28 protein-coding genes, 2 riboswitches and 1 other annotated feature are annotated in these 26,934 nt (G+C 48.0%); of the genes, 10 read left to right on the top strand and 18 right to left on the bottom strand.

Translation table 11 applies throughout. From position 1 onward, the window contains the following. The first annotated feature begins 34 nt into the window (after nt 1-34). From ACWJJX_RS02270 to ACWJJX_RS02260, 3 genes are read left to right on the top strand one after another with little or no spacing between them, the layout of a single operon-like run. Nucleotides 35-634 (top strand): ECF transporter S component, encoded by a 600-nt coding sequence (locus ACWJJX_RS02270; protein WP_003154744.1) that lies wholly within the window; start codon nt 35-37, stop codon nt 632-634. After that, nucleotides 621-2,258 carry an ABC transporter ATP-binding protein gene (locus ACWJJX_RS02265; RefSeq protein ID WP_454022696.1) on the top strand — a complete coding sequence of 546 codons (1,638 nt, stop codon included), beginning with the start codon at nt 621-623 and terminating at the stop codon, nt 2,256-2,258. The genes ACWJJX_RS02270 and ACWJJX_RS02265 overlap by 14 nt, the downstream gene beginning before the upstream one ends. Then, complete coding sequence (locus ACWJJX_RS02260; protein ID WP_022553447.1) at nt 2,233-2,994, top strand: energy-coupling factor transporter transmembrane component T family protein; 762 nt, start codon at nt 2,233-2,235, stop codon at nt 2,992-2,994. The genes ACWJJX_RS02265 and ACWJJX_RS02260 overlap by 26 nt, the downstream gene beginning before the upstream one ends. 45 nt (nt 2,995-3,039) lie before the next feature. On the opposite strand, the gene ACWJJX_RS02255 is transcribed toward ACWJJX_RS02260, so the two are convergent. Next, complete coding sequence (locus ACWJJX_RS02255) at nt 3,040-3,873, bottom strand: STAS domain-containing protein (RefSeq protein WP_146276620.1); 834 nt, start codon at nt 3,871-3,873, stop codon at nt 3,040-3,042. 219 nt (nt 3,874-4,092) lie between these two features. Here ACWJJX_RS02255 and ACWJJX_RS02250 point away from each other — a divergent pair, with 219 nt between their 5' ends. Together ACWJJX_RS02250 and metE are read left to right on the top strand one after the other, a co-directional pair. Then, nucleotides 4,093-5,052 carry a S8 family peptidase gene (locus ACWJJX_RS02250; protein ID WP_232213435.1) on the top strand — a complete coding sequence of 320 codons (960 nt, stop codon included), beginning with the start codon at nt 4,093-4,095 and terminating at the stop codon, nt 5,050-5,052. Nucleotides 5,053-5,191: 139 nt separating this feature from the next. Continuing rightward, nucleotides 5,192-5,346: riboswitch (SAM riboswitch) on the top strand. Nucleotides 5,347-5,429: 83 nt separating this feature from the next. Next, a complete protein-coding gene (metE, locus tag ACWJJX_RS02245) occupies nt 5,430-7,718 on the top strand; it encodes a 5-methyltetrahydropteroyltriglutamate--homocysteine S-methyltransferase (RefSeq protein ID WP_454022695.1) in 2,289 nt (762 codons plus the stop codon). 48 nt (nt 7,719-7,766) lie between these two features. On the opposite strand, the gene yeiL is transcribed toward metE, so the two are convergent. Next, nucleotides 7,767-8,438, bottom strand: a complete 672-nt coding sequence (gene yeiL, locus ACWJJX_RS02240; protein ID WP_094247004.1) for a transcriptional regulator YeiL — start codon at nt 8,436-8,438, stop codon at nt 7,767-7,769. 81 nt (nt 8,439-8,519) lie between these two features. On the opposite strand from yeiL, the gene ACWJJX_RS02235 reads away from it, so the two are divergent. Then, entirely contained in the window at nt 8,520-9,704 is a 1,185-nt protein-coding gene (locus ACWJJX_RS02235) for an MFS transporter (RefSeq protein ID WP_182068807.1), read from the top strand. A 297-nt stretch (nt 9,705-10,001) separates the two neighbouring features. Next, entirely contained in the window at nt 10,002-11,117 is a 1,116-nt protein-coding gene (locus ACWJJX_RS02230; RefSeq protein ID WP_077722114.1) for a BclA C-terminal domain-containing protein, read from the top strand. Between the two features lie 20 nt (nt 11,118-11,137). On the opposite strand, the gene ACWJJX_RS02225 is transcribed toward ACWJJX_RS02230, so the two are convergent. The 4 genes from ACWJJX_RS02225 to ACWJJX_RS02210 form a co-directional block, all read right to left on the bottom strand. Beyond that, complete coding sequence (locus tag ACWJJX_RS02225; RefSeq protein ID WP_071391940.1) at nt 11,138-12,265, bottom strand: glycosyltransferase; 1,128 nt, start codon at nt 12,263-12,265, stop codon at nt 11,138-11,140. A gap of 4 nt (nt 12,266-12,269) precedes the next feature. Then, the gene (locus ACWJJX_RS02220; protein WP_077722112.1) at nt 12,270-12,734 is read right to left on the bottom strand and encodes a hypothetical protein; all 465 of its coding nucleotides are present in this window, start codon (nt 12,732-12,734) and stop codon (nt 12,270-12,272) included. Nucleotides 12,735-12,753: 19 nt separating this feature from the next. After that, nucleotides 12,754-13,338, bottom strand: coding sequence for a hypothetical protein (locus tag ACWJJX_RS02215; protein WP_217365424.1), 585 nt, complete (start codon nt 13,336-13,338; stop codon nt 12,754-12,756). Between the two features lie 140 nt (nt 13,339-13,478). Beyond that, on the bottom strand, nt 13,479-13,889 hold the full coding sequence (locus ACWJJX_RS02210) for an organic hydroperoxide resistance protein (RefSeq protein WP_454022694.1): 411 nt from the start codon (nt 13,887-13,889) through the stop codon (nt 13,479-13,481). A gap of 137 nt (nt 13,890-14,026) precedes the next feature. On the opposite strand from ACWJJX_RS02210, the gene ACWJJX_RS02205 reads away from it, so the two are divergent. Beyond that, the gene (locus ACWJJX_RS02205) at nt 14,027-14,473 is read left to right on the top strand and encodes a MarR family winged helix-turn-helix transcriptional regulator (RefSeq protein ID WP_070081699.1); all 447 of its coding nucleotides are present in this window, start codon (nt 14,027-14,029) and stop codon (nt 14,471-14,473) included. A 27-nt stretch (nt 14,474-14,500) separates the two neighbouring features. On the opposite strand, the gene ACWJJX_RS02200 is transcribed toward ACWJJX_RS02205, so the two are convergent. From ACWJJX_RS02200 to ACWJJX_RS02165, 8 genes are all read right to left on the bottom strand, one after another. Next, nucleotides 14,501-14,926, bottom strand: a complete 426-nt coding sequence (locus tag ACWJJX_RS02200; RefSeq protein ID WP_070081698.1) for an organic hydroperoxide resistance protein — start codon at nt 14,924-14,926, stop codon at nt 14,501-14,503. Between the two features lie 113 nt (nt 14,927-15,039). Next, nucleotides 15,040-16,287 carry a glutamate-5-semialdehyde dehydrogenase gene (gene proA / locus ACWJJX_RS02195; RefSeq protein ID WP_454022693.1) on the bottom strand — a complete coding sequence of 416 codons (1,248 nt, stop codon included), beginning with the start codon at nt 16,285-16,287 and terminating at the stop codon, nt 15,040-15,042. Then, a complete protein-coding gene (proB, locus tag ACWJJX_RS02190; protein WP_173612686.1) occupies nt 16,284-17,396 on the bottom strand; it encodes a glutamate 5-kinase in 1,113 nt (370 codons plus the stop codon). The genes proA and proB overlap by 4 nt, the downstream gene beginning before the upstream one ends. A gap of 69 nt (nt 17,397-17,465) precedes the next feature. Continuing rightward, nucleotides 17,466-17,678, bottom strand: a binding site (T-box leader). 86 nt (nt 17,679-17,764) lie between these two features. Beyond that, complete coding sequence (gene purU / locus ACWJJX_RS02185; RefSeq protein ID WP_065180414.1) at nt 17,765-18,667, bottom strand: formyltetrahydrofolate deformylase; 903 nt, start codon at nt 18,665-18,667, stop codon at nt 17,765-17,767. Between the two features lie 73 nt (nt 18,668-18,740). After that, nucleotides 18,741-19,055 (bottom strand): DMT family transporter, encoded by a 315-nt coding sequence (locus ACWJJX_RS02180; RefSeq protein ID WP_003154765.1) that lies wholly within the window; start codon nt 19,053-19,055, stop codon nt 18,741-18,743. Beyond that, on the bottom strand, nt 19,055-19,393 hold the full coding sequence (locus ACWJJX_RS02175) for a DMT family transporter (RefSeq protein ID WP_071391946.1): 339 nt from the start codon (nt 19,391-19,393) through the stop codon (nt 19,055-19,057). The genes ACWJJX_RS02180 and ACWJJX_RS02175 overlap by 1 nt, the downstream gene beginning before the upstream one ends. Before the next feature lie 66 nt (nt 19,394-19,459). Then, nucleotides 19,460-19,568: riboswitch (guanidine-I (ykkC/yxkD leader) on the bottom strand. Between the two features lie 12 nt (nt 19,569-19,580). Continuing rightward, the gene (locus tag ACWJJX_RS02170) at nt 19,581-20,126 is read right to left on the bottom strand and encodes a GNAT family N-acetyltransferase (RefSeq protein WP_094247010.1); all 546 of its coding nucleotides are present in this window, start codon (nt 20,124-20,126) and stop codon (nt 19,581-19,583) included. Between the two features lie 99 nt (nt 20,127-20,225). Then, nucleotides 20,226-20,744, bottom strand: a complete 519-nt coding sequence (locus ACWJJX_RS02165; protein ID WP_017417623.1) for an acyl-CoA thioesterase — start codon at nt 20,742-20,744, stop codon at nt 20,226-20,228. 188 nt (nt 20,745-20,932) lie between these two features. Here ACWJJX_RS02165 and ACWJJX_RS02160 point away from each other — a divergent pair, with 188 nt between their 5' ends. Then, nucleotides 20,933-21,793 carry a dimethylarginine dimethylaminohydrolase family protein gene (locus ACWJJX_RS02160; RefSeq protein ID WP_156735140.1) on the top strand — a complete coding sequence of 287 codons (861 nt, stop codon included), beginning with the start codon at nt 20,933-20,935 and terminating at the stop codon, nt 21,791-21,793. A 70-nt stretch (nt 21,794-21,863) separates the two neighbouring features. After that, nucleotides 21,864-22,913 carry a lactonase family protein gene (locus ACWJJX_RS02155; RefSeq protein ID WP_173612684.1) on the top strand — a complete coding sequence of 350 codons (1,050 nt, stop codon included), beginning with the start codon at nt 21,864-21,866 and terminating at the stop codon, nt 22,911-22,913. 26 nt (nt 22,914-22,939) lie between these two features. On the opposite strand, the gene ACWJJX_RS02150 is transcribed toward ACWJJX_RS02155, so the two are convergent. Genes ACWJJX_RS02150 through ACWJJX_RS02135 form a run of 4 tightly spaced genes read right to left on the bottom strand, consistent with a single transcriptional unit; the run spans nt 22,940 to nt 26,850 of the window. Next, on the bottom strand, nt 22,940-23,911 hold the full coding sequence (locus ACWJJX_RS02150; RefSeq protein WP_007610864.1) for an ABC transporter ATP-binding protein: 972 nt from the start codon (nt 23,909-23,911) through the stop codon (nt 22,940-22,942). A gap of 3 nt (nt 23,912-23,914) precedes the next feature. Beyond that, on the bottom strand, nt 23,915-24,814 hold the full coding sequence (locus ACWJJX_RS02145; protein ID WP_454022692.1) for a C40 family peptidase: 900 nt from the start codon (nt 24,812-24,814) through the stop codon (nt 23,915-23,917). Beyond that, nucleotides 24,811-25,878: a dipeptide epimerase gene (locus ACWJJX_RS02140; RefSeq protein WP_217365440.1), complete on the bottom strand. Its 1,068-nt coding sequence runs from the start codon at nt 25,876-25,878 to the stop codon at nt 24,811-24,813. The genes ACWJJX_RS02145 and ACWJJX_RS02140 overlap by 4 nt, the downstream gene beginning before the upstream one ends. A 36-nt stretch (nt 25,879-25,914) precedes the next feature. Continuing rightward, nucleotides 25,915-26,850 carry a S66 peptidase family protein gene (locus tag ACWJJX_RS02135; protein WP_146276599.1) on the bottom strand — a complete coding sequence of 312 codons (936 nt, stop codon included), beginning with the start codon at nt 26,848-26,850 and terminating at the stop codon, nt 25,915-25,917. Nucleotides 26,851-26,934 lie beyond the last annotated feature (84 nt).

The following is a 26,934-nucleotide window of genomic DNA, read 5'->3' as shown; positions in this document are numbered from 1 at the left end:
AAACAACTATCCGATAAGAAAGCAGGAGATCACAATGAAAAATTGGAAAATGAGAGAAATTGTCGTCATGTCCGTCATCAGTGTTGTATTTGCTGTCATTTATTTAGTATCAACTCATGCAAGCAATATAGCGGCAGGATTTTTCGGCCGGATGAGTTATGAACCGATTTACGGTATCTGGTTTATCGTCTCGGTGATTGCCGCGTACATTATTCAAAAACCGGGAGCGGCTCTCGTTTCTGAAATCATCGCCGCGTTTGTGGAGTGCTTACTCGGAAATCCGTCAGGACCGATGGTGATTCTGATCGGGATCGCACAGGGAATCGGTGCGGAAGCGGTCTTTTTAGCGACACGCTGGCGGGTGTATACCCTGCCCGTGCTTCTTTTATCCGGTATGGGGTCTTCTGTGACAAGCTTCATTTATGACTTGTTCGTTTCCGGATACTCTGTTTTGAATCCGGGTTTATTAGCCGTCATGCTTCTCATCCGTCTGGTCTCAGGTGCGCTTCTTGCCGGCCTTCTCGGCAAAGCAATCAGTGATGCGCTGGCTTACACAGGAGTGCTGAACGGCATGGCGCTCGGAAAACAATTCAAGAAGAAAAAGAAACAGGTGAACCAAGATGCAGGCATCTGAACCCCTTCTATCGGCCAGCTGTCTTACCTTTTCTTATGATCAGGATGAAAAGCCGATTTTTCAAAACGTGTCCTTTCAGCTCCGCAAAGGAGAGCGGGCTTTATTGCTCGGGCCGAGCGGATGCGGCAAAAGCTCGCTCGCTCTCTGTTTAAACGGTCTGTACCCGGAAGCATGCGATGGGGTTCAATCGGGAACCGTTTCTTTATACGGAACACCTCTTTCACATCTGACAGAACCCGCCGCCAGATCCATCGGCGTCGTGTTTCAAGATCCGGACCAGCAGTTTTGCATGCTGTCGGTTGAAGATGAAATCGCCTTCGGTCTGGAAAATTTGCAATATACAAAAGAAGATATGGACGCGATTATCGATGACGTTTTAGAAAAATTAGAGATCACTCATCTGAAAACGCGAGCGATCGCTTCTCTGTCAGGCGGTTCAAAACAAAAAGTGGCGCTTGCCTGTATCATTGCGATGGAACCGGAACTCATTATTTTGGACGAACCGACGGCACAGCTTGATCCATATTCCGCACGTGAATTAGTGCGGCTGATCAAAGATCTTCAAGCAAAAAAAGGCTTCGGCCTTCTCGTTATCGAACATCAGCTTGATCACTGGGCGCCGTGGATGGATAGGACAATTGTCCTTGACGAAACGGGTCAGAAGGTGATGGACGGAGAGACGGACGTTATCTTTGAAACCAAGATTGAAGAGCTGATGCAGCTCGGCATTCCGATTCCGCGTGTGATCTCATTGCAGGAGCACGTCAGCATTCCTTTTACATTGTGTAAAGAAAATCTGTTTCACGAACCTGTACCATCTCTGCCCGAACCCCGGCCCGCCGCGCTTTCGGCAGAAGACGCGCTGAGCGTTCACGAGCTGTCATTCTCAAGAGGAGCAGACGTCATTTTTCAGGATGTGAGCTTTTCCGTAAAAAAAGGATCAATCACCGCGATTGCCGGCCCTAACGGAACAGGAAAATCCACGCTCCTTTCTGCCGCGGCCAAGCTCATCCGTCCGCTGGGCGGAGACATCAAAATAGACGGCAGACCGATTGATTCCTATTCTGAAAAAGAGCTGCGGCGACAGATCGGATATGTTTTCCAAAATCCTGAACACCAGTTTGTCACAGATTCCGTCATTCAAGAGCTGATGTTCGGTTTTGAAAGCAACAGAGCCGCAAAGGAGAAAGCTCTTCAGCTGTTAACCCGATTCGGCTTGAGACGCCATGCCTCACAGCATCCGTTTTCTTTAAGCCAAGGACAAAAACGCCGGCTCAGCGTCGCGACGATGCTTATGCACAATGTGAACGTTTTGATGCTTGATGAACCGACTTTCGGACAGGATGCCAAAACGGCGCAGGAGTGTATGCAAATGCTCCGTGAGATTCAAAAGGAAGGAACGGCTGTTTTGATGGTGACACACGATATGGAACTCGTCTCGGATTATGCCGACACGATCCTTGTGCTCTGCGGCACGAAACTGGTATTCCGGGGAACTCCCGACGCTTTGTTTTCTGATAACATCGGGATCGCCGAGCAGGCACATTTGGCTTTGCCGCTGCGGTATGAATGGATGAAACACGACAGGAGGCGGAGAAATGAACTTGCGGCTGGAGGCTGTTAACCCGTCAATAAAGGCGGCGGCTGTATTGTTATGCGTCATTATGCTGTCGTTTATTTATAATCCGTACACCCCTGCTTTGTTTTATATCATCATTGCGGGAGGCGTCCTCTCGGCGGGGCGTGTGCCGCTGAAAAAATGGCTGCTGTTCACGATTCCGTTTGTCATTCTGGCCTTCGGTTCTTTATGGACAGCCGCCGTATTCGGAAACGTCCCGACAACCGGAAGCAATCTGCTGTTTAAGCTCGGGCCGATTGCCGTCAACAGTGATAATGCGGCGCTCGGGATTTCTATCGCGTTTCGTATTTTATGTTTTTCCGCTTTGTCGATGATGTTTCTTTTTACAACCGATCCGATTCTGTTCATGCTCAGTCTGATTCAGCAGTGTAAGCTGCCGCCCAAGCTTGCATACGGCGTTATCGCGGGATTCCGGTTTCTCCCTCTTCTGAAAGATGAAATCCTGATCATCCGGCAGGCGCACAGAATCAGGGGTGCGGCGTCTGATTCCGGGCTGAAAGGAAAGCTCTCCGCCTTCAGGCGCTTCACCATTCCGCTATTGGCAGGCGCAATCAGAAAGGCGGAACGCACGGCGATCGCGATGGAATCTAAAGGCTTTACGGGGAGCCGAAACCGCACGTTTTACAGAACTGTTACTGTGCGCCGCGCCGACTGGTGCTTTTTCCTGCTCGTGCTTCTGTTATTCGGCGCAAGCTGGCTCATTTCATTGTTGTTTGTATAAAAACAGGCCGCCGGAGTGATTCGGCAGCCTGTTTTGTTATGTATGTTATTGATGATAATTGAGAGCCTGAGCGAGATTGGACTTGACCGTAATATCTGAGAAATTAATGCCGAGCTGTACGGCGGTTTGAGCGATTTCCGGCCTGATTCCGGATAAAGTGGACGTGACGCCGATCAATTTCAGCGCCTCAATTAATTTAAAAATCTGATGCGCCACCATCGTATCGACAACCACTACACCCGACAGGTCAATTAACAGATGTTCAATCAGCCGTTTTGCACATGTGCTCAGCGTATTTTCAAGAATGAATTTGGCGCGCTCCGTGTCAATATCGCCGACAAGCGGCAGCAGCGCCGTCCGTTTGCTCAGCGTGATAACCGGCGAGCTTAACTCCAAAATCATTTCTCTTTGCGCATTCAGCTGCATTTTTGAGTTATGCTCAGCATGATCGACAAACGTGTAAATCGTAAAATCAAATACTTGTGCAATTAAATTCTCCCATTTCTTCCTTTCTCCCTGAGCAAACGAAGATTCATGTTTATCGGCAAACGCATCATAATAACTGATGTATAGTCTCCGGTTTCTCATGAATTCACGGACCACATACTGGACGGGAGTATCCAGATGCTTCTGGTCTTTCGCAAGCTCAATCACCCACCGCTCGAACTCTTCTAAAAATTCTTTTTCCGGCATGATATACATTTTATTAATATGCCGGTAAAATTCTTTATCCTGCTCCGTCAGTTCTTCTGTGATGACGGGATTTGTCAAAGAATAAATCGAATTAGGATCCGAATCTTCCATCGTTTCGATCCACTCTTTCGCAATTTGATCCACTTGTTCTGAAAAATAGCTGTATAATGCTTCACTTATCTTCATATCTCTTCTCCTTTCCCATTTCCAATTATAGCGTCAGCGGGTCATGAATGAAAATGAAAGCTGTTAAACTATCCATTTATTTGAAATTTTTTAGTACGATAGATTACGCCTTTTTTATGAAAATGCTTCAAATGACTCTTTCCGGCCGGCATGCTCTGCCATAAAATAGTAGCAACACCCTTGTATCCACTCGCAAGCATAAAAAAGGAGGGCTTTTTTATGAATGGTGAAATGCATTTGATTCCTTATGTCACGGATGAACAGATCATGGATGTGAACGAGCTTCCTGAGGGGATTAAAGTGATTAAGGCGCCAGAGTTGTGGGCAAAAGGGTTTAAAGGCAAGGATATTAAAATCGCGGTGCTTGACACAGGCTGCGACATCAATCATCCTGATTTGAAAGACCGGATTGTCGGCGGGAAAAACTTCACCGATGATGACGCAGGCAAAGAAGACGTGATTTCCGATTACAACGGACACGGGACACACGTTTCCGGAACGATTGCCGCCAATGATTCAAACGGCGGAATTTCGGGTGTCGCGCCGGAAGCAAGCCTTTTAATCGTTAAAGTTCTCGGCGGTCAAAACGGCAGCGGCAAATACGAATGGATCATTAACGGCATCAACTACGCCGTTGAACAAAAGGCGGACATTATTTCCATGTCACTCGGCGGGCCGAACGATGTGCCTGAATTGAAAGAAGCCGTCACAAATGCGGTAAACAGCGGTGTTCTGGTCGTTTGCGCGGCAGGAAACGAAGGCGACGGAGACGAGCGTACAGAGGAACTGTCATATCCGGCCGCTTACAACGAAGTAATCGCAGTCGGATCAGTCTCAATCGCCCGTAAATCGTCTGAATTTTCAAACGCCAATAAAGAGATTGACCTGGTGGCTCCGGGAGAAAATATTCTCTCCACCCTTCCCAACCATAAATACGGGAAGCTGACGGGCACTTCAATGGCCGCCCCGCATGTGAGCGGAGCGCTTGCCTTAATAAAAGGGCTTGAACAGGACGCGTTTCAGCGGACGCTTTCTGAGGCTGAAGTCTACGCCCAGCTCGTGCGGCGGACCCTTCCTTTGGACATCGCCAAAACATTGGCCGGGAACGGATTTCTGTATTTAGACGCGCCTGAAGTGCTGATGGAAAGAGCCGAACAGGCGCAGCTGCTGTCTTTCTGATATTTTTCTCGTATAATGATTGATCAGTTTGTCACATCACCAATTTTTAAATTGTGAGATTTTCTATTGACAGTGATCTGAATAAGCTGATAAGATAACCAACAAATGATGTAACTTTTCAAAAAAATTGAAATACTTTCTCTTATCGAGAGTTGGGCGAGGGATTGGCCTTTTGACCCCAACAGCAACCGACCGTAATTCCATTGTGAAATGGGGCGCGTGATTTTTGCGCCGAGACAATTGTCTCATAAGGCACGGTGCTAATTCCATCAGACGTGATCTGAGAGATAAGAGAGGCTTGCATTTTGAAGTTAAAGCCTCTTTCTCTCATGAGAAAGAGGCTTTTTTGTTACATCTCACTTAAAGGAGGAGACTTAATGACAACAATCAAAACTTCGAACCTCGGTTTTCCGAGAATCGGCTTGAACAGAGAATGGAAAAAAGCACTTGAGGCTTATTGGAAAGGAAACACTGATAAAGAAACGTTTCTTAAAGAGCTTGACGGCTTATTCTTATCAGCTGTCAAAACCCAGCTTGACCAACATATCGATATCGTGCCGGTCTCTGATTTCACCCATTATGACCATGTGCTTGATACCGCCGTCAGCTTTAACTGGATTCCGGAGAGATTCCGCAGCATCACGGATACCGTTGATACATATTTCGCGATTGCCCGCGGTGTAAAAGACGCCGTTTCCAGTGAAATGACGAAATGGTTCAATACCAACTACCATTACATCGTTCCTGAATATGACGAAAGCATTGAATTCCGTCTGACGAGAAATAAACAGCTTGATGACTACCGCCGGATCAAAGAAGAATTCGGAGCGGAAACGAAACCTGTCATCGTCGGTCCGTATACATTCGTCACGCTTGCGAAAGGATACGAAGAATCAGAAGCGAAAGCGATTCAAAAACGCCTTGTTCCTCTTTATGTGCAGCTGCTGAAAGAACTTGAAGCAGAAGGCGTCAAATGGGTTCAGATTGATGAGCCTGCCCTTGTGACAGCTTCTTCTGAAGACGTCCGCGCCGCCAAAGACCTCTATGAAGCGATCACAAAAGAGCTCTCAGGGCTGAATGTCCTCCTGCAGACATACTTTGATTCGGTTGATGCATATGAAGAACTCGTTTCTTATCCTGTACAGGGAATCGGACTTGATTTCGTGCATGATAAAGGCAGAAACCTTGAGCAATTGAAAAAGCACGGCTTCCCGAAAGATAAAGTGCTGGCAGCCGGTGTGGTCGACGGCCGGAACATTTGGAAAATTGATGTTGAAGAACGCCTTGATGCGGCTTTGGATATCCTCAGCCACGCTGATGTTGAGGAGTTATGGATTCAGCCTTCAAGCAGCCTTCTGCACGTGCCGGTGGCGAAACACCCTGACGAGCATCTTGAAAAGGATTTGCTGAACGGCCTGTCATACGCTAAAGAAAAACTGGCGGAACTCGGCGTCTTAAAAGAAGGGCTTCTGTCCGGCAAAGCGGCCGTCAGTGAGCAGATCGAAGAATCAAAAGCGGCACTTAAGGCTTTAAAAGCATTCGCAACAGGAGCGAACTCAGCTCAAAAAGAAGAGCTGAATCAGCTGACGGAAAAAGACTTCTCCCGTCCGGCAAGCTTTGAAGAACGATTGGCGCTGCAGAATGAATCACTCGGTCTTCCTCTTCTGCCGACGACGACAATCGGAAGCTTCCCTCAATCTGCCGAGGTGCGGAGCGCACGGCAAAAATGGCGGAAAAAAGATTGGACGGATGAACAGTACCAAGCCTTTATTAATGCGGAAACGAAGCGCTGGGTTGACATTCAGGAAGAAATCGGCTTAGACGTGCTCGTTCACGGAGAATTTGAGCGGACGGATATGGTCGAATACTTCGGTGAAAAACTGGCCGGATTCGCCTTTACGAAATATGCATGGGTGCAGTCTTACGGTTCACGCTGCGTACGTCCGCCTGTCATTTTCGGAGATGTCGAATTTATCGAACCGATGACGGTAAAAGATACGGTCTACGCCCAATCGCTGACGGAAAAACACATGAAAGGCATGCTGACGGGACCTGTCACCATCTTAAACTGGTCATTCCCGCGTGTGGATATTTCAAGAAAAGAAATCGCCTTCCAGATCGGGCTTGCCCTCAGAAAAGAAGTAAAAGCGCTTGAAGATGCCGGTATTCAGATTATCCAAGTGGATGAACCCGCGCTCCGCGAAGGTCTGCCGTTAAAAACGCAGGATTGGGATGAATATTTAACTTGGGCCGCAGAAGCATTCCGGTTAACGACATCTTCTGTGCGAAACGAGACGCAGATTCATACGCATATGTGTTACAGCAACTTTGAAGATATCGTAGATACGATCAATGATCTTGACGCGGATGTCATTACAATCGAACACAGCAGAAGCCACGGAGGATTTTTAGAGTACCTGAAAGAACATCCTTACGTGAAAGGCCTCGGACTCGGTGTATACGACATTCACAGCCCGCGTGTGCCGGCAACTGAAGAAATCTATCAAATTATTGATGACGCGCTTGAAGTGTGTCCGACTGACCGCTTCTGGGTAAACCCGGACTGCGGACTGAAAACAAGACAGCAGGAAGAAACCGTTGCGGCATTAAAAAATATGGTCGACGCCGCGAAACAGGCACGAAAAAAACAAGCTCAGCTTGTATAATGAAAACAGCCATCCGTAAATTGCGGGTGGCTGTTTTTTCTGGGCATGCTACTTATTCTGCAGCGCTTCTGCAAGTTCATACAATGAATCATACTGCTTCATTTGATAGCCCCGCCCCTCTTTTTGCAAATACCCTTTTTGGCAGAATTGCGTCAGCACATGCAAGAGATGACGGTAAGATACACCCAAATAATCACAGACCGTTACGTGCTTCTCTTTATAAACCCCTTTATAAGCCGTCTGCAAAATAAAATCAGCAAGCCGGTTTTCAAGCGGGAACGCCAGACTTTGTGAATATTTCGAAGCCATAAGCGTTGCCTTAGCACTTAAAAACTTAGCCAGCTCACGCAGGAATTTCGCATCCTGCAGCAATTGCGCGCGGCAGCGGTAAATAGGCAGAGCAAAACAAACAGTCTTCGCTGAGGCTTGAATTCCTTTTGTGTAATACCCTTCATGTAATAGTTCCATCTCTCCGATGTAATCATTTTTGTTGATAAAATTAATTAAAGAGACTTTCCCGTTTTGGTGGGTTACATATATTTTCGCTTTTCCTTCAATCACGTAAAACAGGAAGTCAGGTCTCCTGCCCTCTTGAATAATCCATTCGTCCCGCTCATATTCGCGCACTTCCATAAACTCTTCAGCGGGGAAAGAGAATAAATGCGCGATTGAGTGTTTTTTTAACTGATGCCGCTTTTTCTCGCCTTTATAAATTTCCATCGTCCACCCCAAAAATATGAGATATCTCATATTGTCTTTATGTCCTTACATGATAACATGCCAATGAAAGGAGGAACGGGAATGAAAGCATATCGCTGGATGAGTCTGCATTTTTTTTGTTTTTTTATGACATGGGGTGTTTTTCTGCCCTATTGGACGGGATGGATGGTGCATATAAAAGGGGTTTCCGTATCCGAAGCCAGTTTCATTATGAGTCTGGGCCTGGCGGCAAGAGGGATTTCCACATTATTTTTCTTCCCTTATTTATCAGGAAAATTCAGCAGCAAAGCCTTATTAAACGGCGCCAGAATCGGGACGCTTCTCGCACTTTTATGTTATATTCCCGCTGATTCTTTTCAAAGCCTGCTTCTTGTCACATTAGTGCTGCATGTGTTTTACCCGGCTTTAATGCCTGCTTTAGACAGCGCTTGCGGCGTCCTTGTACAGCATAACGAATTAAAGGCTTATGGGACAAGCCGGCAGTGGGGGTCCGCGGGTTTTGTTTCAGCCGGCGTCATCCTGTCCGTCTTTACAGGTATATTCGGAGATCAAGCGATTTTATGGGCACTGCTTTTGGGCGCCCTGATATTCGCATGCCTCAGCTTTATGCATGCGCCAGCTGTTCTTTCAAAACGGCCGGAAACAGACCGTGCAAGAAAAGAGGGCATGTTTGCCTTATTTCGCATCAAATATTTCGGTCTGGTGCTCGCAATCGTTATCTTACTGCAGGCGGCACATGCATCTTACTACAATTACGGTTATCTCTTTTTGCAGGAAATCGATGCACCCGCATATGCCATCGGAATCATCATCAACATCGCCGTTATCGCGGAGATTATCTTCTTTGCAATCGCTGACCGATACTTTCATCAATTTACGGCAGGCTCTTTGCTCGCCCTGGCGGCGCTTGGTGCTACCGTACGCTGGATACTCGTATTTGCCTTTCCGCATGTCATCATTTTCTGTATTGCGCAGACGCTGCATGCCTGTTCATTCGCGATGGGACACTATGCATTTATGAAATACTTAATTAAAAATATTTCACCCGCGCAAATCCCGAAAGCCCAAGGCATATATTCAGCGCTTGCTCTCAGCTGGAGCACTGCGGTATTTACTATTTTCGGAGGTTTTTTATATGAAATTGAACCCCGGTATGCCTTTATCGGAATGATTGTTTGTACGATACCGTCCATGCTTCTCGCCCTTTTATACAGAAAACTTGAAATGAAAAAGAGCGTTTTTGCAGGAAACGCACAAGATATATAGCCATCGCTTTATAGACGATCACATGCCCCGCTGTCATTTTGACCGATTTGCGAATGCTGTACGATGTATTTTCTCTATATTTAAAGTATTTCCTTCATATATGATGAAATCAAAAACAGTGGTATAACCTGCTCAATTGCAGGTTTATTTTTGTATGCTTAATTGGTTTATTAAGGGAATCCATTCAGAAACTTGGACAGAATCAGTGAATATAATGATACAGTACTGCTTACGCTCATTTGGGGGAACTTTGTTCGTAATAAAATGATTTTCAGCCAACTCATAAGGAGGGACATTGTGTCACAGCCTAATTTGCCCAATATCACCCCTGTCGTTACACTTTCCAGAGACGATACCATTAACCTTCTTCTTTCGTCAATTGCCATGGAAGAGCTGGGAATGGCACATATTCTGAATGCGGAAGGGGAAAAAATCCAGTACGCGCTCGGAACGATTCCCGGATTAACAGGACCCCCGTCAAGTCTTGCGGATATTCTTAATCTGAATGAGAGCGTCCGGGATACGCTTGACAGCTTAATGAAACAGGAGCTTCTTCTCGGTTCAAAATTGGACAGTATCTCAAATATCCCTACACTGGCGGGGCCGACTGGTGCCACGGGGCCGACGGGAGCAATCGGCCCGGCCGGAGCGACGGGGCCAACCGGACCGATCGGGCCGACAGGGGTCACCGGTGCGGGTCTTCAAGGGATTGTTGCTTTTAATCCGCTGACCGCCCCTACTTACACGACCGGACAGGTTGTCTTGTATAACGGCAGCTCTTATGTCGCAAACGTAAACAGCCCGTCGGGAACCCCTGAAACCTCAGCTGACTATACACTTTTAGCTGCGGCGGGAAGCACCGGCGCTACTGGCTCCACAGGACCTACCGGAGTTACCGGGGTTACTGGCGGTACTGGATCAACTGGAATTACTGGCGTTACAGGACCGACCGGTGTTACCGGGGCTACCGGCATTACAGGGCCTCCGGGAAGCACCGGAACAAGTCTGACAGCCACTTCCGGCTATGCGAGCAATACGGGCGGCGGTGTTGTCGCAGTTATTAACGGCGGCACGGCCATTTCCTTACCGAATGAACAAAACCTCTCAGCGGATATTACCGCTAATGCCGCAAATACTGTATTCACCGTTGCTCCGGCAGGACGGTACTATATTTCCTACCATATTAATTTAACGGCCGGCCTGCTAGTAAGTTCGCGCATCTTAATCAACGGCACTCCGGCTGCAAGTTCGATTATTGCCCCGGTCGCGTCTTTGGCAAACTTCAATAACTCCTTTATTGTGACTTTGACAGCAGGCAGCACCATTCAGCTCCAGCTGTTCGGATTATTGGGTGCGGCCACATTGCTTGGAGGAAGTGCCGGCGCAGCTTTAAACATTATTCGATTATCTTAATGGAACATGCAAAAAAAGGATCAGGCGTTTGTCCGCTGATCCTTTTTTAATTGAGACAGAAGTTCTTGCGCGGGTTTAAATTGCGGATTGAATTTCACGGATTTTTTGGCGTAAGCGATGGCCGTCATATCATGGTTTAATGCAGCATGGCATTTCGCCATATAATAAAAAGCTCTGAAATCGCCGGCACCTTTTAAAATGAAGTGATCAGCGTTTTCTCCTTCAACCTGAGTTCCGGCTTCAAATGCTTTGATTGCCGCTCTGTACTTTTCCAAATGATATAATACAAGGCCTTTATAATAATGAAGATTGCTGTAATCAGGATAAAGCTTGAGCACTTTTTCAATCCCTTGTTCGGCTTCTTCATATCGCTTGAGCTCAAGCAATATTGTATATTTTAGAAAATACAGAAGAGACGGAGGCATTCGTTTCTCACTTAAAAATTGAAATATCGAGCCGTTGACAAGATGTAATGCTTTTTCATAGTCTTTTATTCTGTAACATTCACTTGCCAAATGATAGACTAGCCACGGATCAGGATTTTCCTCTGAAAGTTCTTCATTTAATATGCTGATATTCCGTTTATGTTTTTGCTTGATTTTTTCTTCCTGCTCCAAGTAGCCGTAGTGATGAATCACACATGGGAGCGTGAAAAAAGCATTGTTTTCTTCCTCATTGGGAGCCGAGATATTCTCGTGAATTCTGCCTTGATACAGAAGGCCTTTATGATTGCGGAACAGCCTCGGCTGCATGCTTTCAAACGCTTCGTTTTCATCGAGCTGCTTCCCCGTATAATTGATGATTTTCAAAAGTCCCCGGCTCGGTAATCCGTCATGAAGCAGCGAAGTTAAAAAACGGCCCGTCTCCTGATCGAGCTCTTCATCCGCGTCAAGCACTAAAATCCAATCCCCTTCGGCATGCTGCAGGGCGTAATTTCTGGCCTTTGCGAAATCATTCTCCCATTCGAAATCAAACACTCTTGCCTGAAAGCTTTTGCATATATCTTTTGTATTATCTTGTGATCCGGTGTCTGCGATGACGATCTCATCAGCGATGTCTTGTACACTTGATAAACAACGGGAGATGTATCTCTCCTCGTTTTTCACAATCATGCAAAGAGTCAGTTTACATTCAGCATTTCCGCTCATTTTCTCACCTTTCCCGATTTTGGAGTTGTTGATTGAACCAAGGCCGTTCAGGAGTGCCGTTCATCGTTATGATGACAGGCCGCACCCATCTGACGGCAGGTTCGGCAGTTGATTCTGCATCCCATTCCTGAAGCTGCCTGACAGCCCGCTTCGTAATGGGATGCGCCCGAAATTCGCGCGGGCTTTCAAAAATGAATTTTTTCGTTCGTTCCGTCACTGTCTTCATTTCATGAAAGTGCCGCTCATACATCTGCTTCTGTTCTTCTTCCAAGCTGATCATTAAAAACAGCCGGCCGCCTGTTTCCATCTGCCAGCGGCACAATGCGGAGAACAGCCTGATTTCTTCTTTGTAATTTGAACCCCTTCTTTTATCCACGGTCACAGATAATATATTTAACAGCGCCATCGTGAGACAATGCAAGGCTTCAAAAGATGTCTGTTTCGCTTTTGAGATGCTTGGATACGGCATATGCTTCACCCGTCTTTTTTTATGAACGCTCCCCGCCTTTTTTCTTCCAATCGCATTCCTCACAATCCCCGCACTCACAGCAGCCAATGCGGCCGTAAAACAGGTCGTCACACGGATCTTCCGGATCACTGGGATCGTCCGGATTCCACGGGTCATCAGGATCACCCGGATCACTCGGATTACTTGGGTCGTCCGGATTCCACGGGTCATCAGGATCACCCGGACCACTCGGATTACTTGGATCATCCGGATTCCACGGGTCATCAGGATCGCCTGGATCACTCGGATTACTTGGATCGTCCGGTTCTATACAGGCTTCAGCATCCTGTAAGTAGATAATGTCTTCAAGCTTCGTCTGCAAAAGGAGTTGTGATTTCATGACGGTGCGCAGGAGCCGTTCAGTGCTTCTATTGATTGATGATAATTCCCCTAAGGAGGGATCGCCGGAAGCGCTGAGAAACATTTGAATCCTTTCCGCTTCCGTCTGCAGAATATGGGATAGTCCGATTTCTTCCATAGCCACGGATGAAAGAAGGAGGTTCAGGGTCTCACATCTGGAGAGTGTAATGTCGGGGGTGATGTTCGGTATGTTTGGAAGAGACATCGATTTCTCCCTCTTTTCTCTTGGTGTCATTATGCAAAAGTGCTATATCGTATTCTTATTCCGGGAGGGAAGAGATCATTACTGATGTTTTCGTTAATAAAATATCCCGGATATGAAATCCGGGATATTCGTTCGTTTCTTTATTTCAATTCAAGTTTGACGTCTACATTTCCTCTTGTTGCTTTTGAATACGGACAGAACTCGTGAGCGGCGTGCACTAGCTTCTCCGCCGTTTCTTTATCAAGATCTTTTGTATCAATAACGAGCGTTACGCCGATTTTGTAACCTCCGTCACTCTCATCTTTTAAAAGGCTGACCTGTCCTTCAATTTCAGAGGTCATGTCGATTTTTTGTTTTTGGGCGGCGAGCTCAAGCGCTCCCCCGAAGCAGGCGGCATATCCTGCCGCAAAGAGCTGTTCAGGGTTTGTGCCGGTTTCTCCGTCTTTTTTTGCATTCGGCATGATGATGTCAAAATCCAGCACCCCGTCTTCGGATTTAATATGTCCTGCTCGTCCGCCGACTGCGATCGCTTTTGAAGTAAATAATGCCATTATTATCAGCCTCCTCATTGTACTTACTGTATATATTGCCCCTGCTCATATTTTTAAACATGATTGCAATAGGAAATGGGCCGTTTTTCGGCTACAATAGGGGTAACGTTAACAAAAAAGAGTTGGTGAAAGAAGTAATGGCAGAAAAAGATTTTGAACATATGAAACTGGAGAATCAGCTTTGTTTTTTGCTGTACGCAAGCTCAAGGGAAATGACGAAACGGTACAAACCGCTGCTTGATAAGCTCAACGTAACTTATCCCCAGTATTTGACGCTGCTTTTATTATGGGAGCACGAAGAACTGAATGTGAAACGGATGGGTGAGCTTTTGCACCTGGATTCCGGAACGCTGACACCGATGCTGAAACGGATGGAGCAGCACGGAATCATCATGAGAAAGCGGTCGGCTGAAGACGAGCGATCCGTGACGATCAGGCTCACAGATGAAGGACGGGCCTTGCAGAATACAGCGGCGGATATCCCCATTGCCATGCTGGAACAGACGGGACTGTCAAAAGAGGAATTAAAGCAGGTAAAACAGTCGCTTTATGAGGTTTTGAAAACGCTGCACGGCAAAAAATAAGGATGCCCCGAATGGGCATCCTTATTTTTATTCTGCTGCCAGAAGCTTCACTTCAATATTTCCCGCTGTCGCTTTTGAATACGGGCAGACACCGTGCGCTTTTTGGATAAGGGCTTCAAGCTCCGGTTTCTCAATGCCGGAAGCTTTAACCTCAAGCGTAACGCCGAGTTTATATCCTTGGTCTCTTTCATCTTTCAGCAGACTGACATGCGCAGTGACCTCTGTTTCAATACTCAGACGCTCTTTTCTTGCTACGAGTTGAAGAGCGCTGTCAAAGCAGGCTGAATATCCTGCGGCAAACAGCTGTTCAGGGTTTGTAGCTTGTTCGAGCTTTTTTGCTCTTGGCGTTCCCGGCATGGCAACATCAAGATTCAGCGCCCCGTCAGAAGACGTGACTTTCCCTTCACGTCCGCCTGCGGCTGAAACGGTTGCAGTAAATAATGGTTTTGTCATGTAAATTCACCTCTATTATATTGTGTACAACTTAATTTTACAAAATATAATAGAAGCCGTCAATCTTTCCGCATAAAAAAAGCTTACCCTTTTTGAAGGATAAGCTTAAAAGATTATACCCGGATTTGTCCGTTTCCTTTGATGATGATTTTTGTAGATGTTAACGCCGGAAGCCCCATCGGCCCTCTCGCGTGAAGCTTTTGCGTGCTGATGCCGATCTCGGCTCCGTATCCGAATTCAAAACCGTCCGTAAACCGGGTTGAAGCATTATGATACACGGCGGCGGCGTCCACGGCGGTCTGGAAGTAAGCCGCATGCTCGGCGTTCTCCGTCAGAATGGCTTCTGAATGGTTTGTGCCGTACTGCTGAATGTGGCGGACCGCCTCCTGTACGTCCTGCACCGTTTTCACACTGAGAATCGGCGCCAGGTACTCCGCTCCCCAATCGGCTTCTTCTGCTTGTTTCGCTTGAGGCTCCAGCCCGCATATCACCTGATCTCCTCGGAGCTCCACCCCTTTTTCTGTCAGCTGATTCAGCAGCTTTCGTCCGTGTTCTTCGGCCCATTTTTCATGAATCAAAAGAGATTCAATCGCATTGCAGACCGAAGGACGCTGTGTTTTGGCATTGATGACGACCTCGCTTGCCATTTGAGGATCTGCTGACTCATCTATGTACACGTGGCAATTGCCCGCTCCGGTTTCTAAAACGGGTACGGTTGATTCCCTGACCACAAGATCAATTAAATTTTTACCGCCGCGCGGGATCAATACATCCAGCCCGTCATTTAATGTAAAGAGCTGTTTGGCGGTTTCTTTGCTTGTATCTTCTATGAGCTGAACGGCATCAATCGGAAGCTTTGACAGCCCAAGTGCGCGCTTCATCACACTGACAAGCGCTATGTTGCTGTGGATGGCGGAAGAACTTCCTCTGAGCACAACCGCGTTTCCGGTTTTCAGACAGAGTGTGGCCGCGTCTACGGTAACGTTCGGTCTGGCTTCATAGATCATGCCTACTACTCCGAGAGGCACGCGGATTTTTTCAATGAATAATCCATTCTCTTTTTGAATGGTCTCCAATGATTCACCGACGGGATCTTCAAGACCGATTAACAGTTCCACAGCGTCCGCGATATCGAGCAGGCGTTTTTCATCAAGCGTCAGCCTGTCAATAATGTCAGGTGTCAATCCTCTTTTCTGTCCTGCTTCAATATCTTTCTGATTCTCTGTTAAAATCAGCTGCCGTTCATTTCTGAGGCCGTCTGCAATACATTGGAGCGCTTCGTTTTTTTCAGCCGTCGTTTTCATGACCATTTCGGCAGCCGCTTCTTTTGCCAAAGCCGCTTTTTGCAATACTTCACTCATTTGTGTTCCCCCTCGTCAAATAAATTCACCCAATCATCTCTGTGAATCACTTCCACCTGCTTCGTTCCTGAAAGCTGGTCGCTCCGCTTCCCTTTGGCTTCTAAAATCTCATCGGATGAGTAAAGCGTCTGGCCTTTGCCGATAATGCCGCCGGGCCCTCTGACTTCCACTACGGCTCCTTTCGGAAAACTGCCGCAGACATCGGCGACGCCGGCCGGGAGTAGACTTGACCCGTTATGGATCATCGCCTGCTCCGCTCCCCCATCAATGATGATTTCCCCTGATATCGGAGAATGAAACATGATCCATTGCCGTGTATTATTCACTGAGGACAGATCTTTATCGCCGATATAAGTGCCGTCGCCTTTTCCGTTTAAAATCACCATCAGTTTTTCACGTCCGGAGCCGGTTCCGATAAACACCTTCACCCCGAGCGACAATGCGGTCTGGGCGGCGAGAAGTTTTGACTTCATGCCTCCGGTGCCGACCTTTGAGCCTGCTGACCCGGCATATCCGAGCAATTCAGGTGTGATGTCATTCAGATAGTCAAACCGCTTTGCGTCCGGGTTTTCATTCGGATTGGCATCGTACAGCCCGTTAATGTCGGTGAGAATCATTAATTGGTCTGCATGAATCAAACCGCTTACAAGCGCCGACAGCATGTCGTTATCACCGAACGTCAGCTCTTCGACTGATGTGGAATCATTCTCATTAATAATCGGCACGACGCCGCGCTCCAACAGTTCCATTACAGTGGCATAGGCATTTCTGTACCGCTCTCTTTTTGAGAAATCATTTCTTGTTAATAAAATTTGTGCCGGCGTCAGACCGTATCTTTTTAAATGGTCCATATATTGCTGCATTAAAAGCGTCTGGCCGACTGCGGCAGCTGCCTGCTTTCCTTTTATCGTAACGGGTCGCGACGGATAGCCGAGAGCGGAAAAACCCGCTGCCACCGCGCCTGAGGTAATGAGGATCACTTCATGCCCGTTTTCTTTTAATAAAGAAATGGCTTCCGTATGTTCCTTGATTTTTGCTTCATCAATACTTCCGTTACTGTTGGTGAGCGAGCTGCTCCCGATTTTCACAACAATTCTTTGTTTTTTCATCGTTTCTCCTCCGTGGCAATCAATCCAAACCGGCTCTCGTCAATAAAAAAAGCCCATTCCATCCTGAAAAATAAGGACGAAATGGGCTTTCCGTGGTACCACCTTGTTTGAACGCGTTTTTCACGCGTCCCGCTTTCCTGTAACGCCAGGTATCGCGCCTGAGTTTTCCCCTCAGGACTCCAAGGCAGGTTCGGCAGGTTTCATGCGGCAAAATGTTTCAGCGGGCCATTTTGCTCTCTGTCACAGAAAGTTCTGCGTACTGATCCTCTTCAACGCTCAATGATTTTTTTATATTATGCAAAGAAAACAGGTTCTTGTCAAGACATTTTCATCCATAAAAAACAGCCCGCCTTCCCGGCGGACCGTCATTAATTAAATACGATCGTTTTGTTTCCGTGAACGATGACGCGGTCTTCCAGATGCCATTTTACGGCTCTTGCCAACACGCTCCGCTCAATCGTTCTGCCGATATTCTTCAGATCCTCTGCGTGATCTCTGTGATCGACGCGTTCAATATCCTGTTCAATAATCGGCCCTTCGTCAAGATCGTCCGTCACATAGTGAGAGGTCGCGCCGATTAATTTCACTCCGCGCTCATAAGCCCGTTTATACGGATTAGCGCCGATAAAGGCCGGCAGAAATGAATGGTGGATGTTAATAATCCGATTCGGATGGGCAGATACAAAATCAGACGTCAAAATCTGCATGTAGCGGGCAAGAACGATCACATCAATCTTATACTGCTCCAGCAGTTCAAGCTGGCGCCGCTCCACTTCAGCGCGGATGTCTTTGTTAGCTTTCATGTAATGGAACGGAATATTCAGCGGCTCGACCACTTCTTTCGCCTCTTCATGGTTGCTGATGACGACCGCAATTTCGGCCATCATATTGCCGCTTTGCCATTCCCAAATGAGTTCATGAAGGCAGTGCAGCTCTTTGGATACAAAGATCGCCACTCGCTTCAGCTCACTTGCCAGAGAGAGGCTCCATGTCATGCCGAATGTCTGGGCGATTGAGGCGAACGCCTGCTTTAAATCCTCTTTTTTCTCACGAATGCCCTTGCAGTCGAATTCGATCCTGAGAAAAAAACGTCCGCCTTCAGGGTCAGTCGTATATTGATTTGATTCAATAATATTCGCGCCGTGTTCAAACAAAAACGCGGACACAGCCGATACAATTCCCGGCTGATCGGGGCAGCTGACAAGCAGGCGCCCTTTTTCCTCATTCCCGCGGCGGTATTCTTTCAGCCGCTGTGTCATATATGAATTCATCTGTTTTAATCCCTCGTATCTTCATAATTCGTAACTTATTATAGATTATACTGAAAATTTGATAAAAATCAATTTACGAAAGAATTTTCAGCCCTACGGCTGCGCACAAAATAAGCGCAATGAAAAAGATGCGCTTCGCATCCTTCTGCTCGCCGTAGAAAAGAATGCCGGCTAAAGCGCCGCCCGCCGTGCCGATACCAGTCCAGATCGCATAGGCCGTGCCCATCGCAATCGTCTCCATCGCATAAGAAAGCAGGGAAAAAGAAGCCGCAAATCCGACGATTATGAAGAGAATCCACTTGACTTTCTTTTCTTTTTGAAATTGATTCATTAAAATGACCCCGAGCATTTCACAAAGACCCGCGGCTATCAGGCTGATCCAATGCATTACGCCTTCTCCTCCTTCGTCTCAGGCTTATCCTGTGTGACCAGCTTTAATCCGATGACGCCGATCAGCAAAACGCCGATCAGCACGATTTTCACCGGATCGGCCTGTTCTTTGAAAAGCAGGATTTCACTGAGCACGGTGCCCGCTGTCCCGAGTCCGGTAAAGACCGCATATACCGTTCCTACGGGCAGGCTGTCCGTCGCCTTGATTAATAGATAAAAACTGATGATGATTCCCGTAATCGTACCGCTCCACGTCAGTGCTGAATCAGCATGTTTCAGGCCGGTGACCCATACCACTTCAAATACGGCCGCTATGACCACTAAACCCCATTTCATGTTCTTCATCCTTTCTGTTTCCGGACAATACAAAAAGCCCAGAATAGTCGTCTCACATGAGATTGACTCTCCCGGGCTTTTTTCCCTCCGTGTGCATATGCGGGATATGTCCGCATATGTGTTTTCTCTCGGACCAGGCCATGTATGAACATGCGGAACCCTAGAAAACATGTCTGTTCGTATCATACTACATTTCGCCGAAACGTTCAACGTCAGATGTGATGTCAAATACCGTCAGCCGCCTCCCCCATTTGGTAACGGTCTCACCGGGCACCATGCCGATTTTTTCCGCGACGCGGACGGAGGCAGCGTTTTCCGGATCAATCAGCGCCGCTATGCGTCCGTATTGCTGCGTATGAAAACCGTAGTCCAGACAGGCGTTCGCCGCCTCTGTCGCATAGCCGCAGCCCCAGCGGCGGCGGGCAAACATATAGCCGATTTCCATCAAAGTGTTTCCGCTTATCGTCTGCGGAACGATTCCGCATTGACCGAGAAATGCACCCGACACTTTATCCTCTGCGATCCAAAGACTGACGCCGTATCCTGCGGCCAATCGTTTGTTCCAGGCAATCCATTCCTTCGTTTCCCGTCTGCTTTTAAGAGAAGGATAATATTTCATGACCTCTCTGTCGGTAAACAGCCCGTACAAATTGTCTTCATCGTCATCCCGCATAGTCCGCAGACGGATACGCCCGGTTGTCAGGATGGTGCCGGAAGACTTATGTTTCATCATGCACGCCACGTCTCCTTTCCCTGTAATAGATTATGGATCCGGCAGGAAAAGTCCTTTTTCAGCATAAAAAAACCGCTTTTTAAAAAAGCGGTTTGACGATTACCAAGGCTTATCTGTTCCGAGCGCCTCGGCCAGGGCCTTGCTGTGTTTTAAGCGGTTTTTTCGTTCTCCGGCGCGCTGTACGGCCGTATTGTGAAGCATGATTTCTTCCTCGGTTTCCGGCACGATTCGCGGAACGCGCACCGATTTCCCATTTGAATCGAGCGCGACGAATGTCAGAAACGACGTTGCCGCAAGCTCGCGTTCACCCGTCATCAGATGTTCTTTAATGACTTTGACAAACACCTCCATAGACGATGTGCCGACCCATGTGACGTAGGATTCAAGACATACGGAATCCTGTTGGCCGATCGGGCGCAAAAAATCTACAGAATCCATTGAGGCCGTGACTGTTTCACACCGGCAGTGGCGGGCCGCGGAAATTGAAGCGATATCATCAATATAGCTCATCAGCTTTCCGCCAAACAGCGTATTGTGATTATTCGTATCAAGCGGAAAAACCCTGCTTGTCTTGACAACCCTTGTTTCTTTGCAAAATCTTGATTCTGGCAACTTCATATTATTTAAACTCCCCTTTGGTGTCTGGTCGTTTTGACATTTCATCTGTACCCTATTAAACAATACTTTGCTCGTTTTGTCTAAAATTTTAAATATTAAGTTGGTTAGATATTCTATCAGAAATGTTTCATTATTTATCACATCCGGGAATAATAAACGCACATTGAATACCGATAGGAGGATATCACATGGACGTATCCATTCCCAAATCCACGCGGAAACCGGCTTGCCGCAGTGAGTTTGATGCTTTGCAGACAGTCATCTTATGCCGGCCGGAACACATGACCATCAAGGATATTATTAACGGAACGCAGAAACATTTCAAACAAGAAAATATTAACATACCCGTTGCCCTCAAACAGCATAGTGAGTTTATTGACATTTTAAGATCTCATCAGATTGAAGTCGTCCTGCTGCCTGCCGATCCCGCATTGCCTGAGCAGGTATTCACCCGGGATATCGGATTTGTCTTAGGCGAGACGGCGTTTATTTCAAACATGGCGGCTTCAGTCCGGCAGGGAGAAGAAAAAGTGTTTCAAGACCTGCTTGACGATAAGAAAATCCCTTATACGCAACTGAAAAAAGCGAACATTGAAGGCGGCGACATCTTGATCGCAGACGGCACCGTTTACGCCGGGCTGAGCAAGCGCACGGATAAAGCGGCTGTCCGGGAGCTGCGGGAGGCGCTGCCGGAGATGAATGTTGTGCCGATCCCTCTCAAGGAGGATTTCTTACATTTGGACTGTGTATTTAATATGATCTCGGAAACGGAAGCGCTATACTGCAAAAATGGCTTGCGGCAGAAAGAAATTGATCTTCTCGCCGAACGTTTTGAGATGATAGAAGTGCCTGAAGAAGAGCAATTCACGCTCGGCCCGAATATCCTGTCCATCGGGAATCAGACAATTATCAGCCTGCCGCAGCACCGTCATACGAACCGCGAGCTCAGAAAAAGAGGTTATACGGTCATCGAAACCGAGTTTTCCGAAATTATCAAATCAGGCGGTTCCTTCCGCTGCTGCACCTTGCCGCTTGTCAGAACATCTTAAACATTTACAAGGCAGTTTCCTTCAAGATACGTTAATATAGAGAAGACAAGACTCTAAAGGGGGAAACCGAATGGCTAAGTACATAGGATACGCGGGAACATATACAAAAGGCGGAAGCGAAGGCATTTATTGTTTTGAACTTGATACAGAAGCGAAAAGGCTCAGCCGACCGAAGCTGGCAGCAAAGCTCGGCAACCCGACATACGTCACTCCGAATTCTGATAACAGCATGCTGTATTCCATTGAAAAGGCAGACAGAAAAGGCGGCGTCGCAGCCTATCAGATTCATCAGAACAGCGGGGAATTAACGTTTGTAAACCACCAGCTGATTGAAGGCCCGTCTCCATGCCACGTCAGCATTGATGATAAACATGAATATGTGTTAACCGCTAATTACCACAGCGGAAAAGTGCACGCCTTTCCCGTCAATGAGGACGGAAGTCTGCAGGAGCCGGCTGCCGAAGCCGCTCATACGGGAACAGGTCCTCATGAAAGACAAGAGAAACCGCATACCCATTTCGCAGGCTATACACCTGAGCATAACTACATTGCAGCCGTCGATTTAGGGACGGATACGCTGTATACGTACCAAATGAAAAACGGTTCGCTCACAGAGGTGAAAACTCACTCTTTCGCACCGGGTTCAGGGCCGCGCCACATCGTTTTCCATCCGGCGGAAAAATACGCCTATGTCATGACGGAAATCAGTAATGAAGTCATCGCGCTTGAATACAACCCGACCTTAGGTGAATTCAGAGAGCTGCAGGTCATTTCCGCTTTGCCTGAAGGCTTTACGGACAAATCGCAAGGCAGCGCGATCCGAATATCTAAAGACGGCAGATTTCTTTATGCCGCCAACCGCGGACATGACAGCATCGCCATCTTTAAGATCAACCAATATTCCGGTGAATTGTCTCTTATTGAATGGGTGCCGACAGAAGGCAACTGGCCGCGTGATTTCGCGTTTGACCCTTCCGAGACATTCCTTGTCGCGTCAAACGAAGAAACGGGAAATCTGGTTTTGTTTGAACGCGATCCGGAAACAGGCAAATTGACTCTGCTTCAATCTGACATTCCGGTTCCGTATCCGGTCTGCGTGTCATTTCTGCATCAGGTTTAATCAAAAAGAAAGCTGACATTATATTGTCAGCTTTCTTTTTTGTATAAATGGCAGGCGACAAAACGCCCCGCCTTCACTTCTTCAAGTTCAGGCGTTATCTTACCGCAGAGCTCCATCGCTTCAGGACACCGCGTCCTGAATACACAGCCGCTCGGCGGGTTAAGGGGGCTCGGCAGCTCCCCTTTCAGAATAATCCGTTCACGCTTGTCCTCAAGAAGCGGATCAGGAATCGGGATTGAGGATAAAAGGGCCTTCGTATAAGGGTGAAGCGGTTCCCGGTAAAGCGCAGCGCTTTCTGTAATTTCCATCATGCGGCCCAAATACATCACGCCGATCCGGTCGCTGATATGCTTGACCATTGATAAATCGTGGGCGATGAATAAAAATGTCAGCCCTTTCTCTTTCTGAAGCCTTTTTAATAGGTTGACGACCTGAGCCTGTACCGACACATCCAGCGCGGAAATCGGCTCATCCGCCACGATAAATTCAGGATGCAGAGAGAGCGCTCTGGCAATTCCGATTCTCTGCCTCTGTCCGCCGCTGAATTCGTGGGGATACCGGCTGCCGAAATCGGGATGGAGCCCGACAGCTTCAAGCAGTTCATCCGCCATCATCAGACGGGCTTTTCTTGTATTGTAAAGATTGTGGATTTCCATCGGCTCCATAATAATTTCCCTTACGGTCAGGCGCGGATTTAACGAGGCGTAAGGGTCTTGGAAAATCATCTGCAGCTTGCGGAAGAAGACCGACCGCTGTTCTGCCGCGGCACGGTGTATATCCGTCCCTTCATATGATACCGAACCGGCCGTCGGGTCATACAGACGGAGAATAACTCTTCCGAGCGTCGATTTACCGCATCCCGATTCTCCGACAAGTCCGAATGTTTCCCCTCTTTTAATGTGAAAACTGACACCGTCGACTGCTTTTACGGCTTTCTTTCTTCCTGCGTCAAAATGCATTTTCAGCCCGCTGACTTCAAGGAGCGGAGATGCCGTCATTTTCTATTCCCCCTTTTCGCTTATACAGCGGCGTACGGTGCATAATTCTTTTTCATAGACGGTTCCTTCCAAAGACAGCACTTCGATTGTTTTTCCCGTTTTCGGGGAGTGCAGCATTCGGCCGTCTCCCAGCGCCAAACCGACATGGTGAATCGCGCCTTTTCCTTCTCCATAGGCGAAAAACAAAAGGTCAGCCGGCCGGATATCGTTTACCGCCGCGCCGCACCCGGCTTTTGCTTGGTCCTTTGCATCACGGGGAAGGGTATAGCCGTTTGCTTTAAATATCGAATACATAAACCCGGAACAGTCAAACCCGAAACCGCTCAGTCCTCCCCATAAATACGGAAGCCCGAGAAACATCATGCCCGTTTCGATGACATCGGCTGCCCGTCCTTCCGTATGCCGGCACTCGTCTGCGTCAGCTTCATTTACGAACCGTTCTCCGAGAGGCGTCACAACCCGAAAAAAGCCGTTCTCACGTCCTGATGCCGGAAGACGCGTTATGAAACTTACTTCCAAGTCCGGTTCGCCGTTTGTGTGATATAAAAAAGCTGTCGGTTTGGTAATCCATACGGCGGGGGAAGATGTATAAAAGCCGTCTTTTGAAAGCTGGCTTTTTTTCATCCAGCCCGGATATCCGCGGGCATCCTTGTTTGAAGGCTGGCCGGGAACGGCAACAAAAGCCCATTCCCCTTCCTCTTTGAGAATGATCACCTCTTCCCCGAAAAGCGCTTGCGTTTGGACAAGGTTGTCTGTGCATAATTGCAGCCGCTCTTCATATCCCATAGACGCTAACCATTTTCTGATCTGCGGCGGGTTTTCAAGCATCGGCGCATCATACGAACGGGGAGATGACGGCAGCGTCCATACGTTGGCTGCCGCCGCTGTAACGGCTGCTCTCATCTTTTCGCCTCCTCTTGTATCGACACACCGATAATGCCGAGACCCGGTTCATCGGGAATCGTAATCTGACTGCCGCTGTATGTGATGCCGCCTTTAATCAAATCATCTTTCAGCATAAGCGGCGCATCAAAATCAAACCTTGTCACATTCCGTTTGCCCGCGGCAAAATGAGCCGCGGCGGTGATGCCGAGCTTGGTCTCAATCATGCTGCCGACCATGCATTCCACGCCGCATGTTTCGGCCATCGCATTGATTGTTTCCGCCTGCTTTATGCCGCCCGCTTTCATCAGCTTAATATTGATTAAATCGGCGCTTCTCGTCTGCAGCACGCAAAAGGCCTGACGGGGGGTAAAGACGCTCTCATCCGCCATAATCGGCGTGTCTACGGCATCGGTGACCTGCTTCAGCCCGGCGATATCGTCTTTATGAACAGGCTGCTCGACCAGCTCAATGCCGAGGCCGGCGTCTTCCATCTTTCGGATCGCAGTCACGGCTTCTTTCGGCGTCCAGCCTTGGTTGGCGTCCAATCTCAGTTTGACGTTTCCGCCGACACGTGATCTGATCGCCTGAATCCGGGCAACATCGTCCGATATGTCACCTATGCCGACTTTTATCTTTAAAATATGAAATCCCTTGTTCACATAGCGGTCTGCATCCCCCGCCATCTCCTCAGGAGAATTGACGCTGACGGTAAAATCTGTTTCCAGTGTATTCCGATAGCCTCCGAGAAGCCGGTAAAGCGGCTGTCCGTGCATTTGCGCCCATCCGTCATATACAGCCATATCCACCGCGGCTTTTGCGCTTTGATTTCTTTCCAACAGTCGGCTGATATCATACAAAACAGCTTCCATGCCGGAAAGGCTCCGCCCCAAGAGAGCAGGCTTCAGCACATCGCGGACGGCGCTTTCAATACCGTCCGTGCTGTCGCCTGTAATAACAACCGTCGGCGGCGCCTCGCCCCAGCCGGTCAGACCGTTGTCAAAAGTGAGCTTCACAATGACCGATTCAGCATTGTAAACCGTGCGCAAAGCGGTCTTAAACGGCTTTTTCAGCGGCACGGACATCCGTCCCGTTTGAATATCTGTAATCCTCACGCCTGATCACTCCCTTCCGGAAACCCCCGATTCAATCGTTACCGCTTTGGCCGCCGTATCCATAACTGCGCGGGCTCCGATCGGAACGGCGAAGCTCGGTGAACAATGGCCGATTTTAAAGCCTTTGAGCGCAGGCTTCCCTGATTTGACAATGTAATCGTTCAGCACTTGCTCTAAAGTAAGCGACTTTTCTTTATGCTTCGGTTCGCATTGGTGAAAATCACAGACCAGTATTCCGGCTGCGTCTGACAGTTTTCCGGCCATCTTTAATTGATTCAGCATCCTGTCGATTTGATACGGCTCCTCATCAATATCCTCGATAAACAGCAATTTGTCTTTCGTATCAATTTCAAACGGCGTGCCGAGTGTGGATGTAATGAGCGACAGATTGCCGCCCGCAAGCTCTCCCTCGGCCCTTCCGCCTGTCAGCACCTCCAGCGGAGAAATGTCCTCCGTATAGGTGAATTCCGTTTCTGTAAAAAGCTGATGATACGACGCTTTTGTCAGGGGATCAGCATCTTCAAGCCCGACATCCGTGCTCAGCATCGGGCCGTGAAATGTGACGAGCCCCGTATTTTGATGAATGGCGGTATGTAAAAACGTAATATCGCTGTATCCCCAGAAAATTTTCGGATTGCGGCGGATTAAGCCGAAATCGATGTCGGCGGCAATGCGGCCCGTGCCGAATCCTCCGCACGCGCATATCACCGCTTTGACATTCTGATCACTAAACATGTCATGGAGATCATCGAGGCGCGCCCGGTCTTCTCCCGCCAAATAGCCGTGACGGGTCTTCAGCGCCTGGCCGAGTTTCACTTGAAGGCCAAGCTCATTCTCTAAAAACAGCAGCGCGGTTTGCAGCGTCCCGCTCTCAGGCGGGCTTGCGGGCGCAATCACACCGACCGTGTCGCCTTTTTGCAGTGCTTTCGGTTTATGGTTCATGACTTTTTCAATCTCCTTTCCGGATTGAAAAGTGAAACACGCCGCTCCTTTAACGGCAAAAGAGCGGCATATGTTTCCGCTGTA

The sequence above is a fragment of the Bacillus sp. YH3-2-B2 genome (genome assembly GCF_053663335.1).
Note: the sequence above shows the minus strand (reverse complement) of the source record. Positions and strands in the feature narration are given on the sequence as shown.

Coding starts and splice junctions, on each gene's coding strand:
- ACWJJX_RS02180 (WP_003154765.1), bottom strand. CDS start 19,055: ATGCATTGGATCAGCCTGATAGCCGCGGGTCTTTGTGAAATGCTCGGG.
- ACWJJX_RS02215 (WP_217365424.1), bottom strand. CDS start 13,338: ATGTCTCTTCCAAACATACCGAACATCACCCCCGACATTACACTCTCC.
- ACWJJX_RS02225 (WP_071391940.1), bottom strand. CDS start 12,265: ATGAGCGGAAATGCTGAATGTAAACTGACTCTTTGCATGATTGTGAAA.
- purU (WP_065180414.1), bottom strand. CDS start 18,667: ATGAATTCATATATGACACAGCGGCTGAAAGAATACCGCCGCGGGAAT.
- proB (WP_173612686.1), bottom strand. CDS start 17,396: ATGAAAAAACAAAGAATTGTTGTGAAAATCGGGAGCAGCTCGCTCACC.
- ACWJJX_RS02160 (WP_156735140.1), top strand. CDS start 20,933: ATGGACGTATCCATTCCCAAATCCACGCGGAAACCGGCTTGCCGCAGT.
- ACWJJX_RS02255 (WP_146276620.1), bottom strand. CDS start 3,873: ATGAAGATAAGTGAAGCATTATACAGCTATTTTTCAGAACAAGTGGAT.
- metE (WP_454022695.1), top strand. CDS start 5,430: ATGACAACAATCAAAACTTCGAACCTCGGTTTTCCGAGAATCGGCTTG.
- yeiL (WP_094247004.1), bottom strand. CDS start 8,438: ATGGAAATTTATAAAGGCGAGAAAAAGCGGCATCAGTTAAAAAAACAC.
- ACWJJX_RS02210 (WP_454022694.1), bottom strand. CDS start 13,889: ATGGCATTATTTACTTCAAAAGCGATCGCAGTCGGCGGACGAGCAGGA.
- ACWJJX_RS02235 (WP_182068807.1), top strand. CDS start 8,520: ATGAAAGCATATCGCTGGATGAGTCTGCATTTTTTTTGTTTTTTTATG.
- ACWJJX_RS02145 (WP_454022692.1), bottom strand. CDS start 24,814: ATGAGAGCAGCCGTTACAGCGGCGGCAGCCAACGTATGGACGCTGCCG.
- ACWJJX_RS02260 (WP_022553447.1), top strand. CDS start 2,233: ATGAACTTGCGGCTGGAGGCTGTTAACCCGTCAATAAAGGCGGCGGCT.
- ACWJJX_RS02270 (WP_003154744.1), top strand. CDS start 35: ATGAAAAATTGGAAAATGAGAGAAATTGTCGTCATGTCCGTCATCAGT.
- proA (WP_454022693.1), bottom strand. CDS start 16,287: ATGAGTGAAGTATTGCAAAAAGCGGCTTTGGCAAAAGAAGCGGCTGCC.
- ACWJJX_RS02135 (WP_146276599.1), bottom strand. CDS start 26,850: ATGAACCATAAACCGAAAGCACTGCAAAAAGGCGACACGGTCGGTGTG.
- ACWJJX_RS02155 (WP_173612684.1), top strand. CDS start 21,864: ATGGCTAAGTACATAGGATACGCGGGAACATATACAAAAGGCGGAAGC.
- ACWJJX_RS02205 (WP_070081699.1), top strand. CDS start 14,027: ATGGCAGAAAAAGATTTTGAACATATGAAACTGGAGAATCAGCTTTGT.
- ACWJJX_RS02170 (WP_094247010.1), bottom strand. CDS start 20,126: ATGATGAAACATAAGTCTTCCGGCACCATCCTGACAACCGGGCGTATC.
- ACWJJX_RS02200 (WP_070081698.1), bottom strand. CDS start 14,926: ATGACAAAACCATTATTTACTGCAACCGTTTCAGCCGCAGGCGGACGT.
- ACWJJX_RS02165 (WP_017417623.1), bottom strand. CDS start 20,744: ATGAAGTTGCCAGAATCAAGATTTTGCAAAGAAACAAGGGTTGTCAAG.
- ACWJJX_RS02250 (WP_232213435.1), top strand. CDS start 4,093: ATGAATGGTGAAATGCATTTGATTCCTTATGTCACGGATGAACAGATC.
- ACWJJX_RS02175 (WP_071391946.1), bottom strand. CDS start 19,393: ATGAAATGGGGTTTAGTGGTCATAGCGGCCGTATTTGAAGTGGTATGG.
- ACWJJX_RS02150 (WP_007610864.1), bottom strand. CDS start 23,911: ATGACGGCATCTCCGCTCCTTGAAGTCAGCGGGCTGAAAATGCATTTT.
- ACWJJX_RS02265 (WP_454022696.1), top strand. CDS start 621: ATGCAGGCATCTGAACCCCTTCTATCGGCCAGCTGTCTTACCTTTTCT.
- ACWJJX_RS02140 (WP_217365440.1), bottom strand. CDS start 25,878: ATGTCCGTGCCGCTGAAAAAGCCGTTTAAGACCGCTTTGCGCACGGTT.
- ACWJJX_RS02220 (WP_077722112.1), bottom strand. CDS start 12,734: ATGCCGTATCCAAGCATCTCAAAAGCGAAACAGACATCTTTTGAAGCC.